The organism is Salinicoccus carnicancri Crm (assembly GCF_000330705.1).
Taxonomy (GTDB): Bacteria; Bacillota; Bacilli; order Staphylococcales; family Salinicoccaceae; genus Salinicoccus; species Salinicoccus carnicancri.
In genome coordinates this window covers 556,370-572,515 of sequence record NZ_ANAM01000001.1, presented here as the reverse complement: position 1 = coordinate 572,515, position 16,146 = coordinate 556,370, and the positions used below count along the sequence as shown (strand labels likewise).

Sequence of the window (16,146 nt, the reverse complement as noted above, 5' to 3'; positions counted from 1 at the left end):
TTAGCGATTTTCTTCACATATTTCAAGCCATTTAAGATGAATAATTAACAATCCCCAGGCTGTCCGGCAACCTCTTTCGTACGGAATGATGAACCACATCCGCATGAGAGCGATGCCTTCGGATTATCAATTGTAAAACCGCCGCCCATGAGGGACTGCTTGAAATCGATCACAGTACCGTCAATCACCGGCAGATCATATTTATCAACAAGGACCCTGACGCCGTGGAATTCGTATTCATCATCGCGTTCCTGTTTTTCTGTCTCAGCCGCCATGCCGTAAGTCAGGCCTGTGCATCCGCCGCCCTGGACTTTGAACCTGAGGAATCCATCCGGCATATCATTCTGTTTGAGCATGTCCTTGACTTCGTGTGCTGCACTTTCAGTCAATTCAATTGCCATAATATCAATCCTCCATTTAGTTCATTATATATCAACCCGGCCCCCTAACTCAAATCTTCGAACCAGGATTCCTGTTCAATCTTCAATTTATCTATTCTTTTGTATATCTTCTCAAGCAGTTTTTCAGGTGTCGTGGCACTGACGATCTTACCCTCCACCAGGACGAAGAATGCCTTGCTGCAAAGACCGCAGTGGCCCAGGCATCCGTAATCCAGAACATCGATTCCCGGATCCTCCTCGAGTGTCCGGTACACCTCTTCGGTCCCCTTCAGCATATTCGAAGAACAGAATTCTACAAGTGTAAGCATTGCGGTCACCTCCCGTACGCATTATTACAACTTCCATTGTAGTTTAAGGCTTTAACTATTATACTGTATATAAGAGAATTTCTAAACAAGGCGGTACTGATATGAAGAAAATAGTTTGCCTCGGCGGCGGCTACGGTAACATGCGCTTCATCCAGCGCATGCTTCCAAAATTGCCACCCAACTATAGCATCACCCTCGTCGATATGAATCCATATCACGGACTTAAAACCGAGTACTATGCGCTCGCTGCAGGTACTAAAAGCGAAAAGAAAGTCCGTGTTGACTTTCCTGATGATGACAGGGTCGAAGTCCTTTTCGATACGATCAGGGAGATTGACATCGAGGACGGCAGGGTCACTCTCGAACACGGTTCCCTGGATTACGACAAACTCATCATCGGCCTCGGCTGTGAAGACAAATACCACGGCGTACCCGGCGCAGCCGAGTATACTTTCAGCATCCAGACACTCAGGAAATCACGCGCCACATATGAACAGATCGGCCAGCTCAAGCCGAATGCCGCAGTCGGCATCGTCGGTGCCGGATTGAGCGGCATAGAAATCGCAAGTGAACTCCGCGAATCGCGGAGTGACCTCAGGATCAAACTCTTCGACCGCGGGGAACGCATACTGCCGATGTACCCCGCCCGCCTCAGCGCCTATGTCAAAAGATGGTTCGATGAGAATGACGTCGAAGTCATACCGAACTCGAACATCGTCAAGGTCGAAGCGGATAAAGTCTACAACAACAATGATTCCCATGATGTCGACATGTGCATCTGGACTGCAGGTGTGCAGCCCGTAGAAGTCGTGCGCAGCCTGCCGGCCGACTTCGGACCCGGCGGCCGGGTGGAGCTCAACCAGTATCATCAGATCCCCGGCCACCGTAATGTCTACGTCGTCGGTGACTGTGCGGCACTTGAGCATGCACCTTCCGCCCAGGTGGCGGAAGGCCAGGCCGAGCAGATTGCCGAAGTGATCGATGACATCTTAAAAGGCAGGGAGCTGCCGGGAGAGATGCCCGAGATCAAAATGCAGGGGATACTCGGCTCTCTCGGTTCAAAGGAAGGCTTCGCCTACCTCAAGGAACGCACGGTCACAGGGCGCATTGCCCGCATGCTGAAAAGCGGTGTACTCTGGATGTACAAACTCGGAAATAATTGAAGACACGTAAAGAAAAGAGCCCGGGCAGTTTCTGCCGAGGGCTCTTGTTATGTCAAAAATGATATTCTAGAAAACCTGTTCGACTTCGACGAAGCCCGGAACTTCTTCAAGCAGGGCACGCTCGATGCCTGCTTTGAGTGTGATTGTGGAACTCGGGCATGTACCGCATGCACCGAGAAGGCGGAGTTTCACGATGCCGTCCTCCACATCCACGAGTTCGCAGTCTCCACCGTCCCTAAGCAGAAACGGGCGCAATTTATCTAAAACGTCATCAACCTGTTCAAACATTGTATCCTGTCCAGTTGTCATTACAGTTCACTCCCTATCAATTCTTACGCAAAATCTTGTATCTATATTATAATGGATACAGAAGAAAAAATCCATCATCTGAAAGGAGTAGTTTCAAATGAAATATGTTGTCAATGTCTATGGCCGCGATGTCATCTGTGCAAGCTGCGTCAATGCGCCGGGTTCAAAAGATACGTATGACTGGCTCGAGGCAGTGCTCGGACGGAAGTATCCGGACCATGACCTGCACTTCAACTATATCGATATGGACCGTGATGAAAACCTGTCTGACTACGATGAGGAAATCATCGGGCGCATCAACGATGACGAGCTTTTCTACCCCCTCGTCGCCATCAATGATGAAATCGTGCAGGACGGCTACGTCCAGCTGAAACCGATACAGAAGTGGATGGACAGCAACACGGCATAGAAAGATCCTCCGGTGCAGTGCCCGGAGGATCTTTTTTCATATTGCCGGCCTGAGCCCCCGCCTGTGGAGCGTTTTGCCGAACATGGCCGTAAGCACGGTGATGATCGTATCCTTGATGACAAAAGGCACCACGGTCAGCATGAGTGCTTCCCGAAGGCCGACAGGCGTGCCGATCACCTGGTTCATGATGAATACGAAGTAAAGGAATCCGGATACATAGATGACGAAAAGCGACAGCATTCCGAAGGCTGCCGTCTTCCCGAGCCCCTTGTCATCCCCCGCACCGAAACCGGCGATGAATGCTGCCGGGATATACCCGATGACAAAGCCGAATGACGGCGACACGAGTGAACCGATGCCTCCGGATCCTGCAAATACCGGGACCCCGGCGAGCCCCACAAGCATGTATACGGTTGTGCTCAGCGCCGCGAGCTTCGGACCGAGCAGGAAACCCGCAAGCAGCACCATCGGCACCTGGAATGTGACAGGCACCGGGCCGATCGGAATCCTGATCTGCGCCCCTACTGCTATCAGTGCTGCAAACAACGCAGCATAAATCAGATGTTTCGTCTTCATATGATGAACCCCTTTTTATGTATGATATCCATATCATATCACGTCCACGGCCTATTGTTAACTATTTTATATTAAAGGTTGACAATTAATCTTTGAATAAAGCCCCCGCCACCGGGGGCCTCTTCATCCTACCGGTGTGATCGGCCTGCCGCCGTTCAGCACCTCCATGATATTGTTTACGCACAGGTTCATCATGTTGTTGCGGGTTGCAACCGACGCACTGCCGATATGGGGCAGCAGCGTCATGTTGTCCAGCCCGACGAACTGATGATCCGCGCCGATCGGTTCATTTTCAAACACATCAAGCGCTGCGCCGGCAATCACTCCGGAGCTGACGGCTTCCGCCAGATCGTCCTCGACCACATGGGCACCGCGGCCGATGTTGATGAAGTGCGCCGTATCCTTCATCTTGCCGAAGGCCTCCGCATCGAATTTGTGTTTCGTCTCTTCAGTCAGCGGTGCTGCACACAGTACGAAGTCCGACTGGCTGAGCAGCTCATCGAAGCTGACCAGTTTCGCGCCGAGGTCATTCGCCGCCTCTGATTCTGATCTGTTGTGGTACAGGATGTTCGACCTGAATCCGGCGAGACGTCTTGCAAAGGCGGCGCCGATGGAGCCCATGCCGAAGATTCCGACTGTCTTGCCGAAGACATCGGTACCGGCCATGTGGTACGGACTCCAGCCGGACCAGTTGCCTTCCATGAGCTCGTTGTTGGCCGCGAGCACTTTGCGTGCTGAAACAAGCATCAGCGTGAATGCGAGCTCGGCTGTCGTTTCGGTGAGCACGTCCGGTGTGTTGGTGATCACTACCTCATGCCGCCGGGCTGCGTCAAGGTCTATGTTGTCAAAGCCCACCGCAAGATTGGCAACAACCTTCAGCTCCGGCGCATTCGACAGGAATTCTTCGTCGACTTTATCGCTCAGCATCGTGAGCACCGCATGGGCATCTCTCGTCTCTTCAAGGAATTTTTCACGCGGCATCGGTTTCTGGTCCTCTTCCCAGACCGACACCTCGAAATCTTTACGCAGCTTGTCTACAATATCAGGGTTGATGTTTCTTGTTATGACTATCTTTTTCAACTATCCGACACTCCATTCCTTTAAGTTATCAATCATATATGTCGGCGGATGCGTCTTCCCTTCCACATCCTCTCTCGGGGTGACACCCGTATTGACATGTAAAGTATCCACTCCGCCGTTGATCCCTGTCAATATATCCGTATCGTAATTGTCGCCGATCATGAGGACGTCCTCTTTAGGCAGGCCCAGCTCAGAGACTGCGGATTCCAGTATGATGCCCTCCGGCTTGCCGATGATGACAGGCTCGATGCCTGTTGCAACAGTCAGTACGGACACAAGCGAACCGTTGCCCGGCACGAACCCTTTTTCAGTCGGGAACTTTTTGTCCGGGTTCGTGGCAATGAACCGGGCGCCGGCATTGATCATGAGCGTCCCTTTCGAAAGCTTTTCGTAGTTGATCTCAGGATCGAGACCCATCACTACATAGTCCGCATCACTGTCAGTGACCGTGAGACCTGATGCTTCAAGCGTCCCTTTCAGACCCTTTGTGCCGATGACATAGACCGACGCACCCGGGGCCGTCTCTCTGAGATAGGCTGCTGTCGCCATCGAGGACGTATAGAGCGTCTCGGGCTGGATGTCAAACCCCATATCCAGCAGTTTCTGCGCCGCTTCCACCTGCGTCTTGGTCGCATTGTTCGTCAGGAACACGTAGGGGATGCTCTCTTTATTAAGCCGGTCAATAAAATCCACAGCACCGTCAATGACGGCCGTTCCGTTGTACATCGTACCGTCAAGGTCGATGAGATAGCCCTTATACATCGTGCTGATCCCCCTTGAAGGCAGTGATCGCCTGGCCTTCATTCTCGAAGAAAGCATAGACATTCTTCCTGAAGTTGCGGTACGCCGAGAGATTTTCTTTGAAATCCCCCTTCATCCCGGCATGGTCAATGGAAGTATAATTGCGCGTCAGCTCCACGCGCCATCTGAACGTCGCCTTGAACCTTTCATTATCTTCTGCGGGGATGACACCTTCAGTCTCCATGATATCCATCACATCCTGGTAACTTCCCGGATCGCGGAGTATGAACCCGTCGATGATCATGTTCCCCACATCAACCACCGCTTCGATCAGCATCTGGGAGGCGCGCTCCAGCGCAAGGCCTTCGGTCCGGCCGTATTCTTCAGTCAGACCGTCGATATATCCGAGGCGCCCGAGGAGCACCTCTTTATCTACGAAATACATTGCTGCCACTCCTATTCCAGTGTTCTTTAGTATAGTATAATTATATGATAGCATAATTTAAACATACTTGAACTGGAGGCGAACTCTTTGATCGACTTTTATCTATATGATGATACAGAAGACACGCAGACACGATTCGTCGGATTCGTCGGCGAACACGGCCGCTACGACCTCGCAATAATAAAATCAGACCGCTACTTCGGCAAAAGCCTGGTGCTCAATACACAGAGCAGCAGATTCGGCATCATCGGCCCCGATGACCTGGAAGAGGAAGGCTACATCGCCCACATCCTCGGGCTCGGTGACGATGAAGCGGCGGAAGTCGAAGGTTTCCTGAACGAGATAATCGTCTAGGCCGGTCTGGAGTGTTCCTGACGCACACCCCGGCTTCCGCCATGCCCGGAAAGCACGACTATAAGAGAAGCGGCGCCATGCGAAATTGCATGGCGCCGCTTCTCTTAATCCGGTTTTTTGGGTGACTGATGTTCTGCCAGTGTTTTCCCCGAAGGCATCTGGCTGCTGTTTTGCTTTCCTTTCTGCTGTCCAGGCTTCTTTTTGCCGCGGGATGTTTTTTTGCGTCTGGGCTGCCTGTTCCCTCTGTCCTGGTCTTGCGGGACCTCCTTCCGCCCCCTGGATGCAGCACCTTCACCGCCGGCACCTTCGGGCCTGTCGGCATCCGTCACTTCCCCCCCGGATGCCTCACGGTCTGAAACAGGGGCCTCCCCCGCCACCGGTTCTGCACCTGTTTCCGGCTCTTCGAATCTGCCCTGTTCCTTCATCTCTTTGATTTCGGACTTCGGCACTTTTCTCAGCACGAAATAGGCGCATCCGAAGTTACAGTATTCATACAGGTAATCCTGGATGGCACTGAATTTCTTGTCACGGTCGGCTTTCGCCTTGTCATCCCTGAAAAAGCCGGCCAGCCTCAGCTTTTCGTAGCCGATGTCCCCGACGATATAATCATATTTGTTAAGAACTTCGCTGTATTTATCCCGGAACTGCTCCGGGTCGAATGCGTCCCTGTAGTTCTCAATGACCTCAAAATGCATATGATCTATCGTAATCATAGTGTTACTCACCTTTCAACAGTTCATCACCTTTAGCCTGCTTGGCCCGTGCTGCCGCATTGACTTGTTCGTCTGCATGGTAGCTTGAACGGACCATAGGACCTGCCTCACAGTGTTTGAAGCCTTTTTCCATGGCTGCTTTCCTCAATTTGCCGAACTCAAGCGGCGTGTAGTACTTCTGTACGTTCAGATGTTTCCTGGACGGCTGCAGATACTGTCCGATTGTCAGTATATCCACATTGTGCGCTCTCAGGTCATCCATCGTCTGATGGAGTTCCTCGACAGTTTCACCGAGGCCGACCATGATGCTTGATTTCGTCGGGATGTCGGGGTTGATCTCTTTGGCCCGTTTCAGGAACTCCATCGTTCTCCAGTATTTCGCCTTTGCCCTCACTTTCGGTGTCAGGCGTTCGACTGTTTCGATATTATGGTTCATGATATCCGGTTTTGCATCCATCAGGGTCTTCAGGTTATCGAATTCACCACCCATATCGGACGGCAGCACTTCAATGGTCGTATATGGATTCTCTTCTCTTACACGTTTGACAGTTTCAGCATACACTCTTGACCCTGCGTCTTTCAGGTCATCCCTTGCAACAGCTGTGATGACAACGTGCTTAAGGTTCATCAGTTTGACTGATTCAGCCACCCGGTTCGGTTCATCCCAATCCAGTTCGTTCGGCAGACCCGTCTTGACTGCACAAAATCTGCAGGCACGGGTGCAGACTGCACCCAGGATCATGAATGTCGCAGTACGCCTTTCAGCCCAGCATTCGTGGATGTTCGGACACTTCGCTTCTTCGCATACAGTATGTAAGCCCTTCTCTCTCATCATTTTCTTCAGGCCGGTGTAGTTCTTGTTCGTATTCAGTCTTATTTTAAGCCAATCCGGTTTTCTCAGAATTTCTTCATTTTTAGTAGCCATGCAGTTAAGCCCCCCATAAGAAAAGTTATCCCCATATTAGCATACTTGGCACTTTCATGAGACAAAGAATTTCAATATATGGCTATATCCCTCATTTTCAAGATGGATTTTAATTTTAAACCCCGCATGGCAGCTGCCATGCGGGGAATCATGAAATTATTAAACTTTTTTGACAATCGGTGAATAGACAAATTTTGATATGACCGTCACAACTGCGAGCAGTACGATAATCGTGCCAAGCGCAAGCCATACGCTTGTCGTGATTCCGAGTACGATGTACCCGGCCAGTGCAATCGTCGCTGACAGCAATGCATAGGGCAGCTGGGTCATGACATGTACAATATGGTTACAGCCCGCCCCCGTCGATGACAGGATAGTGGAATCCGAGATCGGTGAACAGTGGTCACCGAACACCGACCCCGCGAGAATCGCTGCAATCGCAGGCAGCAGAAGGTCAGTCTGACCGATTGAAATCATGATCTCTCCGGCAATCGGGATCAGTATGCCGAAGGATCCCCAGCTTGTCCCCGTCGCTACCGCCATAAGGCAGGCCACTGCAAATACGACAGCAGGCAGCAGACTCACCGGCAGGCTGGACTGCTGGACCATGTCGCCGAGCAGTTCACCGGTTCCGATGGCTGAAATCAGTTCACCAATCATCCATGCCAGTGTCAACACAAGCATTGCCGGAAACATTGCCAGGAATCCCGTTTTGACGCCGAGCCAAACTTCCGTTTTGCCGAATTCGTTGTTTCTGCGCGTATAGCTGAAGAAATAGAACAGACTGAGGACAAAACCGACCACGCCGCCGAGCAGGAGCGAATGGGTGACCAGTGTATTCTCAAACATGCTGAGAAGTGTCCACTCCCCGCCCTCGATACCACCGGTGATAAGCATTGCGATGACGACCGTTACTGCAAGTCCGAGTATCGGCACGATCAGCGCTTTGGGAGAACTCTCTTCATGTACGGGCAGTTCCTCATCCGTCGCCCCCGGCGCCTCCATCGCATTCTCAACGAGCACACCGTCTTCGATGGCCCGCCTTTCCTGCTTGCGCATCGGCCCGATGTCGAACCGTGTGGCGATGACGATGAACATCATCGCGAGCGCAGTCAGGACGTAGAGGTTCATCGGAATCATGTAGATGAAGGCCTGGAACGGTGTCACTGCGACCAGGCCGCCGGCTGCGAGAAGCGGTGCAACCAGGCCCATGATTCCCGCACCCCAGCTTGAAACCGGTGCGATCACCGACACAGGGGAAGCGGTCGTATCGATGAAATAGGCAAGTTTCGCCCGCGACACCTGATACTTGTCAGTCAGCGGCTTTGCGACCTGGCCGACGATCAGCGCACTGAAATAGTCATCGATGAAGACGACGATGCCGAGCAGGGCCGTCGCGAAGTTCGCCTGCCCCCTTTTCTTCACTTTAGTGAGCGCCCAGGCAGTAAATGCCTTTGCGCCGCCTGACATATTCATGAATGCAGTCATCATGCCGAGGAAAGTCAGAAAGATGAGGATGAATGCATTCCAGGTATTGATCGCACCGTCCACAACGAAAATCATCGCGAACGATTCCCACACAGTCCGGATCATCCCCCCGATGCCGCCCTCTGCAACAAGAAAAGCCGAAGTGATGATCCCGATGCCGAGACTGATTCCGACTTTACGGGTCGCCAGCACCAGCAGCAGTGTGAGCAGCGGTGGAACAAGCGATATGTATTCCCAGTTCAATATAGTATCCATCTATTTACCTCCGTTGAATATTTTCAATAATAAAAGACGCCACAGCAGCATTACAGAATCAGCCACTGTGACGTCCAGGATCACATTAATGTAGCGCATCACCGTAATGACAGTACCGGATCTGTTAAACCCGGTCCCAGATCAGCGTCCCGCCGGACGGTGATCTTCGGCAGCTTCCCCTTTTCCGCGGCTTCAGAGCATGCCTGCTCCACCGGGTACTCCTGAAAGGTGCAACCTCTACTTTCATTCTTCAATTGACATGGATATTATAGCAGTATTCCTCAAACTTCGCAACTAGATTTTGCCGTTGTACTTCTTATAGTGTGAAACACAAGTGATAATGTCCTAAGTAATCACAAATGAAAATGTCCCGCTGGTATACACTAAGATAGAAAGTACATACCAGGAGGCGACATCATGAAGGAGTATCTAACCATGAGAGAACAGGACAAGTATCGCATCATTAAAGCGGTCGTGAATGGACAGAAAACAAAGACGAGAGCGGAGATTGAATTGAATCTCACCCGGAGACAGATCAACCGATTGGTCCAGACCTATCATGAGAAAGGCAGGAAGGGATTCCGGCACGGGAACACCGGCCGAAAACCGGCCACAACCCTTGACCCGGATCTGAGACGGACCATCATCCGGCTGTACCGGACAAAATATGATGGGTATAACTTTAAGCATTTTCATGAAAAACTGAGAGAGACCGACGGCATCTCCATTTCCTATACCGCCCTGCGGACCCTCATGGACCGGACCAATACATTGTCTCCCAAATCAACGCGGCAGACAAAGCGGATGATGAAAGACCGGCTGAAACAGAAGGCCCGGTCCGCCAACCATATGACCCGGCGGGAAGAAGCATTACTGGTGGAAGTAAGCCTGGTCGATCCGGTCAAAGCCCATCCGACACGCCCCCGGGCCAAAGCATTTGGAGAGCTCCTCCAGATGGATGCCTCCATGCACAAGTGGTTTGGTGAACGGCATGACTATGCCCATCTGCACATCGCCATCGATGATTGTACCCGTCAGATCGTCGGCGCCTGGTTTGATCATCAGGAGACATTGAACGGCTACTATGCGATTACCGAACAGTGCTTAACCCAATACGGTCTCCCGTACCGCCTGTTGACGGATAACCGTACCGTTTTTAACTATGAAACGAAAAGAGGCTCCCGGGACAACACCCCGAGAGCCAACACCCAATATGGATATGCCTGTCAAACGCTGGGGATCGAGCTTTCGACGACTTCCATCCCCCAGGCCAAAGGCCGCGTAGAGCGGGCCTTCGGTACGTTACAAGACCGGCTAGTGAAAGCACTAGCTGAACATCATATTACCTCTATTCCGGCGGCAAATCAATTTTTGGAAACCTATGTCCCCCGGTTTAACAGACAGTTTGCCTTTAAGCCGGAATCCTATCCATCCGTGTTTGAAGCACTCCCCGCTGGCATTGATCTGGACCGGATTCTCGCCCGGTTCGAGTTCCGGACGATCGACAACGGCCATGCGATCCAGTATAAGAACAAGAAATACCGATTGATCACAGAGACCGGAAAGGTCATCTATTTAAACAGAAAGACCAAAGTTATGGTGATTGAAACCCGCACAGGTCAACTGTTTGTATCGCATCAGGAGCAGGTTTACGCTCTGGAGGAGATTCCGGCCGTCGATGCACACTCCGCTGCATTCGAGCCGGTGCCCCAGAAAACGCTCCGCAGTGTTTGGATTCCACCCCTGTCGCATCCATGGAAGCAACGCTCCTATGAACAGTACCTGCAGCGCCTGGAACGCAGACAAAACAAACGCCGGCATCCCCAGTGAGAGACACAGGGGATGCCGGCCAAATAGTAAACGCTAAATTTTAAATTCCCGGGACATTTTCATTTGTGGTTGACACTAGATTTTGCCGTTGTACTTCTTATAGATGTCCCGCAGGAATTCCGGCATCATGTATGTCTTCCTGGAGTACCTGAACTGCGGGAATATGCGGCCGAATGTATACATGTCGAGCGTCCCGAGAGTGTATGTTCCGCGGTCCTCGACAAGACGGCCGCCGACATAGTATTCACGTTCGGACTGGATATAGCTGATGCCATGGGGCACGAAGCATCCGAAGATATCCCCCCTGAATCCGAGCCCGCGGATGATCTCATCTTTGAATTCGTGTTTGGCCGCCTGGTTGAACACTTCCTTCAGCTCGCGCCCGGTCAGCTCTATCTGCACCGCATTTATGGCGTGCGGCAGTACTTTGTGGAGATCATAGTCCGTGAGATCCCCGCCCCGGAATGGTTTCACGACGAGCCCCGTGTGCACCAGCCCTGCATCGCTCTTTGTAAATTCCTGCACCATGGCGGCGAGACGTGTGACAAACTCACTTGCCGAATAAAGCCTGCGCGGAATCGGTTTTGCCTCCTCTTCGACCACTCCCCGGAGCTTCTCCCTGCCGATATCATAATAGTTGTCATCAACGCTTGAGAGCAGGTCGGTCTCGTACAGTTTTGCAGATTTCCGGGTCAGCACCGAGCCCTCGAAATTGAGTGTGACCTCCCCGGTGAAATCGCCGAAACGCCCGGCAGCCGCAAGCAGCGTATCGCCCACCCACTCGCCTTCAGGCAGATAGTGATGGGTATGTGAACTCAGGATGACGTCTATCTCAGGGAACATCATCGCAAGAGACTCGTCATCATATCGGCCGAGATGGCTCATCATCACAATGCAGTCGACTTCCGTATTGATTTCCCGGATGGCATCAAGAACCCAGTCGAAAGCTTCGGATACTTCCCAGCCGAGCGCCTTGTAGAAGGGTGTGAATTCCACTGTCGCAGCGATGAAGCCGAATTTGATGCCCCGGATCTTCTTTATGACATATGGTCTGAAGAACGGATCGGTGCTCCCCACTTCACGCAGGTTGGCACAGATGACGTCGAAATCCGCATCATCGTAGAGTGTCTGCAGGTCTTCCTTCTGCAGCGTGATGCCTTCGTTGTTGCCGATCGTAGCCACCTCGCATCCCGCCTCATTGAGGAGCTCTATATTCCCTTTGCCGAGTGTCGCTTCGGTATAGGGGTGGGAGCGGTCGACATGGTCGCCGAGGTCGACATAGACCATGTTATCTCCGTGCTGGCGCTTTTTATTCTTCAAAAAAGACATTATTTTTAAATAGTTGTACAGATGGCTGTGCACATCGTTGGTATGGAAAAGTTTTATCTCCATCTGATCACCTCTATAGGATTGTCTGTAAAATCATATATATTCCGAGCAGCATGAGCACTGTCCGCAGCACAACGACAAGGGAATCGGATTTGAACTTCTGGTTGATCCACACTCCGATTTTCGCACCCAGGAAAGCCGCCGGCAATATAAATGCTGCATACCAGTAGTCGACGTTGCCCTGCAGCACATGCCCGGAGGCTGCCGAGAGTCCCGAGAAGAACACCATCATCATGCTCGTGCCGATGGCAATCGAGGCCGGCATCCGGAATGCGATCAGCATGAGCGGTGTCATCAATGCCCCGCCGCCGATGCCGAAAAGGCCTGTGAAGAAACCGACGATGAATGTGGAGGTGACCGCAATCCACGGTGCAAAACCGTAATGGTGCACTTCCCCCATATGGTCCACGTGCGGTTTCACATAGCGTTCATCCTGGAATATTGTAATCGGCCGGATCCTGTTCCTCAGGATGAGGATCATGCTCAGGAATATCAGGAACAGTCCGAAATACAGATTGAAGCTGTCTGTTGTGAACAGCCGGCTTGCATAGGATCCCGCGAATGCACCGGGCATGATTCCTATAAGGAAGAGCATGCCGTTCTTCCTGTCCAGCTGATTACTGCGGCCATATGACATCATTGCCGACAGGCCGATGACAATCAGTACAAGGCTCGATGTCCCGACAGCCGTCTGCGGAGTGATGCGGTCCAGCACTCCCATATCAATGCCGAAGAAGATGAGGAGCGGGACGATGATCACTCCGCCGCCGATGCCGATCAGTGCACCCAGTGCCGCCGCCATCAGCCCGATTAAAATCAATATGAGATATTCCATAGGCTTTTCTCCTTTAAAGTCCTGCCTGGAGACAGGGCTCCGCTTGTACATCAGGAGGATGTCCCGATATCAAAACAATCTCAATTGCTTGGGCGAAAGTCCTTCATATCTGATATTCATCATCTTCAGAAAATCCTGTGCGTTTCCGGCGGCGTGGCCGCCGGAATTGTTGTTGAAGACGATGTATATGTCCTTTGTCTTGTGGGCCAGGATTTCAACCTGACGCTTCAGCCATTCCAGTTCAGTTCTGTTATAATCATAGAGATACCTCACATTGCGCCATTCCTCGCTCGTTCTGTCCTTTTGGGTCCAACCGTGGGTGTTGCGGCCGTGGAGCCTGATGAAGGCCGTCCTGTCGGTCACCCGTGCAACGAAGGGGATGCTGCCCACGCCGGCCTGCGGTTCATCACAGATACTGTGTATGGCACCGTTTGCGTGGAGGAAAGCGAGGGTCTCCTCACGATAATTTTCGGAAAACCATGTTTGGTTCCTGAACTCGACGGCTACCTTGTATGGTACGAGCTGCGTAATGGCATATTTTACATAGCGGATATTTTTGTTTGTACAATCGAACCACGGCGGAAACTGCAACAGTACAAAAGCGAGCTTCCCCGCCTTCTCCATCGGCAGAAGCATGTCGCGGTAGGCGGCAAATACTTCCTTTATGGAGTCGTAATGGTCACGGTAGTCACTGTGGCCCGTCATGTACTGATGGGCCTTGACTACGAACCTGAATTTCTCCGGCGTCTCACTGCACCATTTTTCGATGGTTGAAGTACGCTGGATGGCATAATAGGTCGCATCCAGCTCCACAATCGGAAAATTGGATGAATATGTAGCAAGTTTATCTTTTTTATTGGTAATATCTGTGTAGAGATCATGGTGATCTCCCCACCCAGTCAGTCCTGCATAAATCATTAAAATCACCTTACTTTATTGTAACACAATTTTAAAGGGGGGCATGTACTCATGAGCATCATAAAATTCAACAATGTCAGCCACGGCGGCATTCTCCATAATATTACGGGCGATTTCCGGGAAAGCCGCATCACCACATTCGTGGGGCCCAGCGGCGCCGGGAAGACGACCTGCCTGAAACACATAAACGGACTGCTCTCACCGGACGGGGGCGCCGTATACTACCGGGGTGAAAACCTTGCGGATATCGATATCATAGAACTCCGCAAAGAGGTCGGCATGGCATTCCAGAGCTCACCGATGATTGCAGGTACCGTGTTCGACAACCTCAATCTTCCCCGTGAAATATTCGGGGATACATTAAGCGGGGAACGTGCAAAATCCCTGCTTGAGATGGTGGATCTTGAAGAGATCCCGCTCACCCAGAATGTAAAATCCCTGTCCGGCGGTGAGCGGAGCCGTGTCTCGATTGCCCGGACTTTCGTCAACCGGCCGCGCGTCCTGCTGCTGGACGAGGTGACATCAAGCCTTGATTATACACTGGTAAAGGAGATGGAACGTCTTGTCGTCAGGCTCCAGCGCGAAGAGAATGTCACGGTGGTCTGGATCACCCACGACCTCGACCAGGCAAGGCGTGTGAGTGATGACATGTGGTTCTTACGCGCCGGCGAACTCCTCGAGTTCGGCGATGCCTCATTCATAGACGAAACTGGTAATGAAGAAATAAGACAGTTCGTAAGGGGTGAAGCCCTATGACATTTTCACAGCTCGCCCTGTCACTCATATTCGTCGCCATCCCTCTTTCACTCACACTGTGGCTGAAACTCAAGCTTGAAAAGGATATCATCATCGCAACGGCCCGGTCGATCATACAGCTCCTGATCATCGGTTACATACTGACATTCGTCTTCGAAGCCGACCATCCCGTGTATATCATCCTGATGATCATGCTCATGATCGGGGCCGCCACCCAGAACGTCATCAAAAAAGGGGAGGGGATTCCCGGGATCACCTGGATGGTATTCTTTACCCTTATTGCTGTAGAATCACTCTCAATGCTGATATTATTGGGCTTTGGAATCATCCCCCGTGAACCGGAGCAGATCATTCCGATCAGCGGCATGGTCATCGGCAACTGCATGGTGCTCTCCCTTCTTTTCCTGAATAAATTCAAGGACGAAGTCGAACGCAGTGATGAAACCATCGAGCTCATCCTGTCCATGGGCGGCAGGCCCGAGATGGCTATAAAGAGAACGCTCCGCTCCGCCATCCAGACGAGTATGATTCCAACAATCGAAGGGCAGAAGACCATGGGACTCGTGCAGCTTCCCGGCATGATGAGCGGCCTGATCATCGGTGGCGCAGATCCGCTCGAAGCCGTGATGTACCAGCTCCTGATACTCTTCCTTATACTGAACAACGCAGCGATGGCATCCGTCATGGTCGGCTACATGGCGTATCCGAAACTGTTCAATAAAAAATTGCAGTTCGTGGGGTTGAAATATGATTAATATAAGACATTTTATTTTATGCTCATTGCTTTTGTGCAGCGCGGCAGTCCTGTCAGCCTGCGATGATACCGGCAGCAGCATCGATTACGAAGTGATAGGCAAGACAGAGTCCGGAGATTCCGGCGCTTTCGCGAGTTCCATCCAGCAGATCACCGATAAGGAGATGCTTGGCATGGCCATAGAACAAACGGGGGCGGATATCGATCCGGATGCGGTCGATTTCGATTCAGAGCATCTCTTCCAGGTGTCCATGATCGAAAACGGCTGCGGGTACCTGCTGGAAGACCTCGTGAATGAAGACGGCACCCTGCGATTCATGTTCGAACTCACCCCTGTAGTAGAGAGCGGTGAAGATCCGGAGGACGTCACATGCGCTGAAGTTGCCGTACCGACGACATCCTTCATCAAGACAGAAGCCGTGGATTTCAATTCCCTTGAAGTCTACGGTTCCAAAGAGAAGATAGAAACCGAGTAGCTCTCCTAATGCCCGGGTAGT

20 protein-coding genes and 1 riboswitch are annotated in these 16,146 nt (G+C 51.7%); of the genes, 7 read left to right on the top strand and 13 right to left on the bottom strand.

The features are described from left to right. Positions 1–44 precede the first annotated feature (44 nt). Together C792_RS0103070 and C792_RS0103065 are read right to left on the bottom strand one after the other, a co-directional pair. On the bottom strand, positions 45–401 hold the full coding sequence (locus tag C792_RS0103070) for a HesB/IscA family protein (protein WP_017547975.1): 357 nt from the start codon (positions 399–401) through the stop codon (positions 45–47). A 44-nt stretch (positions 402–445) separates the two neighbouring features. Next, a complete protein-coding gene (locus tag C792_RS0103065; protein WP_017547974.1) occupies positions 446–709 on the bottom strand; it encodes a YuzB family protein in 264 nt (87 codons plus the stop codon). Between the two features lie 101 nt (positions 710–810). Here C792_RS0103065 and C792_RS0103060 point away from each other — a divergent pair, with 101 nt between their 5' ends. After that, positions 811–1,872, top strand: coding sequence for an NAD(P)/FAD-dependent oxidoreductase (locus C792_RS0103060; protein ID WP_017547973.1), 1,062 nt, complete (start codon positions 811–813; stop codon positions 1,870–1,872). A 66-nt stretch (positions 1,873–1,938) separates the two neighbouring features. On the opposite strand, the gene C792_RS0103055 is transcribed toward C792_RS0103060, so the two are convergent. Then, the gene (locus tag C792_RS0103055) at positions 1,939–2,181 is read right to left on the bottom strand and encodes a NifU family protein (RefSeq protein ID WP_017547972.1); all 243 of its coding nucleotides are present in this window, start codon (positions 2,179–2,181) and stop codon (positions 1,939–1,941) included. Positions 2,182–2,278: 97 nt separating this feature from the next. On the opposite strand from C792_RS0103055, the gene C792_RS0103050 reads away from it, so the two are divergent. Continuing rightward, a complete protein-coding gene (locus C792_RS0103050) occupies positions 2,279–2,590 on the top strand; it encodes a YuzD family protein (protein ID WP_017547971.1) in 312 nt (103 codons plus the stop codon). Between the two features lie 36 nt (positions 2,591–2,626). On the opposite strand, the gene C792_RS0103045 is transcribed toward C792_RS0103050, so the two are convergent. From C792_RS0103045 to C792_RS0103030, 4 genes are all read right to left on the bottom strand, one after another. Continuing rightward, positions 2,627–3,166, bottom strand: coding sequence for a biotin transporter BioY (locus C792_RS0103045; RefSeq protein WP_017547970.1), 540 nt, complete (start codon positions 3,164–3,166; stop codon positions 2,627–2,629). A 123-nt stretch (positions 3,167–3,289) separates the two neighbouring features. Then, positions 3,290–4,246: a 2-hydroxyacid dehydrogenase gene (locus C792_RS0103040; RefSeq protein ID WP_017547969.1), complete on the bottom strand. Its 957-nt coding sequence runs from the start codon at positions 4,244–4,246 to the stop codon at positions 3,290–3,292. After that, positions 4,247–5,065, bottom strand: coding sequence for a TIGR01457 family HAD-type hydrolase (locus C792_RS0103035; protein WP_245537504.1), 819 nt, complete (start codon positions 5,063–5,065; stop codon positions 4,247–4,249). Next, positions 5,001–5,432, bottom strand: a complete 432-nt coding sequence (locus C792_RS0103030; protein WP_017547967.1) for a DUF86 domain-containing protein — start codon at positions 5,430–5,432, stop codon at positions 5,001–5,003. Before C792_RS0103030 ends, C792_RS0103035 begins: the two co-directional genes overlap by 65 nt. Positions 5,433–5,519: 87 nt before the next feature. Here C792_RS0103030 and C792_RS0103025 point away from each other — a divergent pair, with 87 nt between their 5' ends. Beyond that, positions 5,520–5,786, top strand: a complete 267-nt coding sequence (locus tag C792_RS0103025) for a DUF3055 domain-containing protein (RefSeq protein WP_017547966.1) — start codon at positions 5,520–5,522, stop codon at positions 5,784–5,786. Between the two features lie 104 nt (positions 5,787–5,890). Here C792_RS0103025 and C792_RS15045 read toward each other — a convergent pair whose 3' ends face one another. The 3 genes from C792_RS15045 to C792_RS0103010 form a co-directional block, all read right to left on the bottom strand. After that, positions 5,891–6,499 (bottom strand): YutD family protein, encoded by a 609-nt coding sequence (locus tag C792_RS15045; protein WP_017547965.1) that lies wholly within the window; start codon positions 6,497–6,499, stop codon positions 5,891–5,893. Between the two features lie 4 nt (positions 6,500–6,503). Next, positions 6,504–7,424 carry a lipoyl synthase gene (lipA, locus tag C792_RS0103015; protein ID WP_017547964.1) on the bottom strand — a complete coding sequence of 307 codons (921 nt, stop codon included), beginning with the start codon at positions 7,422–7,424 and terminating at the stop codon, positions 6,504–6,506. Between the two features lie 159 nt (positions 7,425–7,583). Next, the gene (locus C792_RS0103010) at positions 7,584–9,167 is read right to left on the bottom strand and encodes a Na+/H+ antiporter NhaC family protein (protein ID WP_017547963.1); all 1,584 of its coding nucleotides are present in this window, start codon (positions 9,165–9,167) and stop codon (positions 7,584–7,586) included. Between the two features lie 83 nt (positions 9,168–9,250). After that, positions 9,251–9,415, bottom strand: a riboswitch (Lysine riboswitch). A gap of 169 nt (positions 9,416–9,584) precedes the next feature. Between C792_RS0103010 and C792_RS0103000 the strand changes: the two genes are divergently transcribed. After that, on the top strand, positions 9,585–10,997 hold the full coding sequence (locus tag C792_RS0103000; protein ID WP_017547782.1) for an ISNCY family transposase: 1,413 nt from the start codon (positions 9,585–9,587) through the stop codon (positions 10,995–10,997). A gap of 75 nt (positions 10,998–11,072) precedes the next feature. On the opposite strand, the gene C792_RS0102995 is transcribed toward C792_RS0103000, so the two are convergent. The 3 genes from C792_RS0102995 to C792_RS0102985 form a co-directional block, all read right to left on the bottom strand. Further along, positions 11,073–12,389, bottom strand: a complete 1,317-nt coding sequence (locus C792_RS0102995) for a bifunctional metallophosphatase/5'-nucleotidase (protein ID WP_017547961.1) — start codon at positions 12,387–12,389, stop codon at positions 11,073–11,075. A 10-nt stretch (positions 12,390–12,399) separates the two neighbouring features. Continuing rightward, the gene (locus C792_RS0102990; protein ID WP_017547960.1) at positions 12,400–13,221 is read right to left on the bottom strand and encodes a sulfite exporter TauE/SafE family protein; all 822 of its coding nucleotides are present in this window, start codon (positions 13,219–13,221) and stop codon (positions 12,400–12,402) included. Positions 13,222–13,290: 69 nt separating this feature from the next. Further along, a complete protein-coding gene (locus tag C792_RS0102985; RefSeq protein ID WP_017547959.1) occupies positions 13,291–14,139 on the bottom strand; it encodes a DUF72 domain-containing protein in 849 nt (282 codons plus the stop codon). 51 nt (positions 14,140–14,190) lie between these two features. On the opposite strand from C792_RS0102985, the gene C792_RS0102980 reads away from it, so the two are divergent. From C792_RS0102980 to C792_RS0102970, 3 genes are read left to right on the top strand one after another with little or no spacing between them, the layout of a single operon-like run. After that, positions 14,191–14,895, top strand: coding sequence for an ABC transporter ATP-binding protein (locus tag C792_RS0102980; protein ID WP_017547958.1), 705 nt, complete (start codon positions 14,191–14,193; stop codon positions 14,893–14,895). Next, on the top strand, positions 14,892–15,650 hold the full coding sequence (locus C792_RS0102975; protein ID WP_017547957.1) for an ABC transporter permease: 759 nt from the start codon (positions 14,892–14,894) through the stop codon (positions 15,648–15,650). The genes C792_RS0102980 and C792_RS0102975 overlap by 4 nt, the downstream gene beginning before the upstream one ends. Further along, positions 15,643–16,125 carry a hypothetical protein gene (locus C792_RS0102970; protein WP_017547956.1) on the top strand — a complete coding sequence of 161 codons (483 nt, stop codon included), beginning with the start codon at positions 15,643–15,645 and terminating at the stop codon, positions 16,123–16,125. The genes C792_RS0102975 and C792_RS0102970 overlap by 8 nt, the downstream gene beginning before the upstream one ends. The last annotated feature ends 21 nt before the right edge of the window (positions 16,126–16,146 follow it).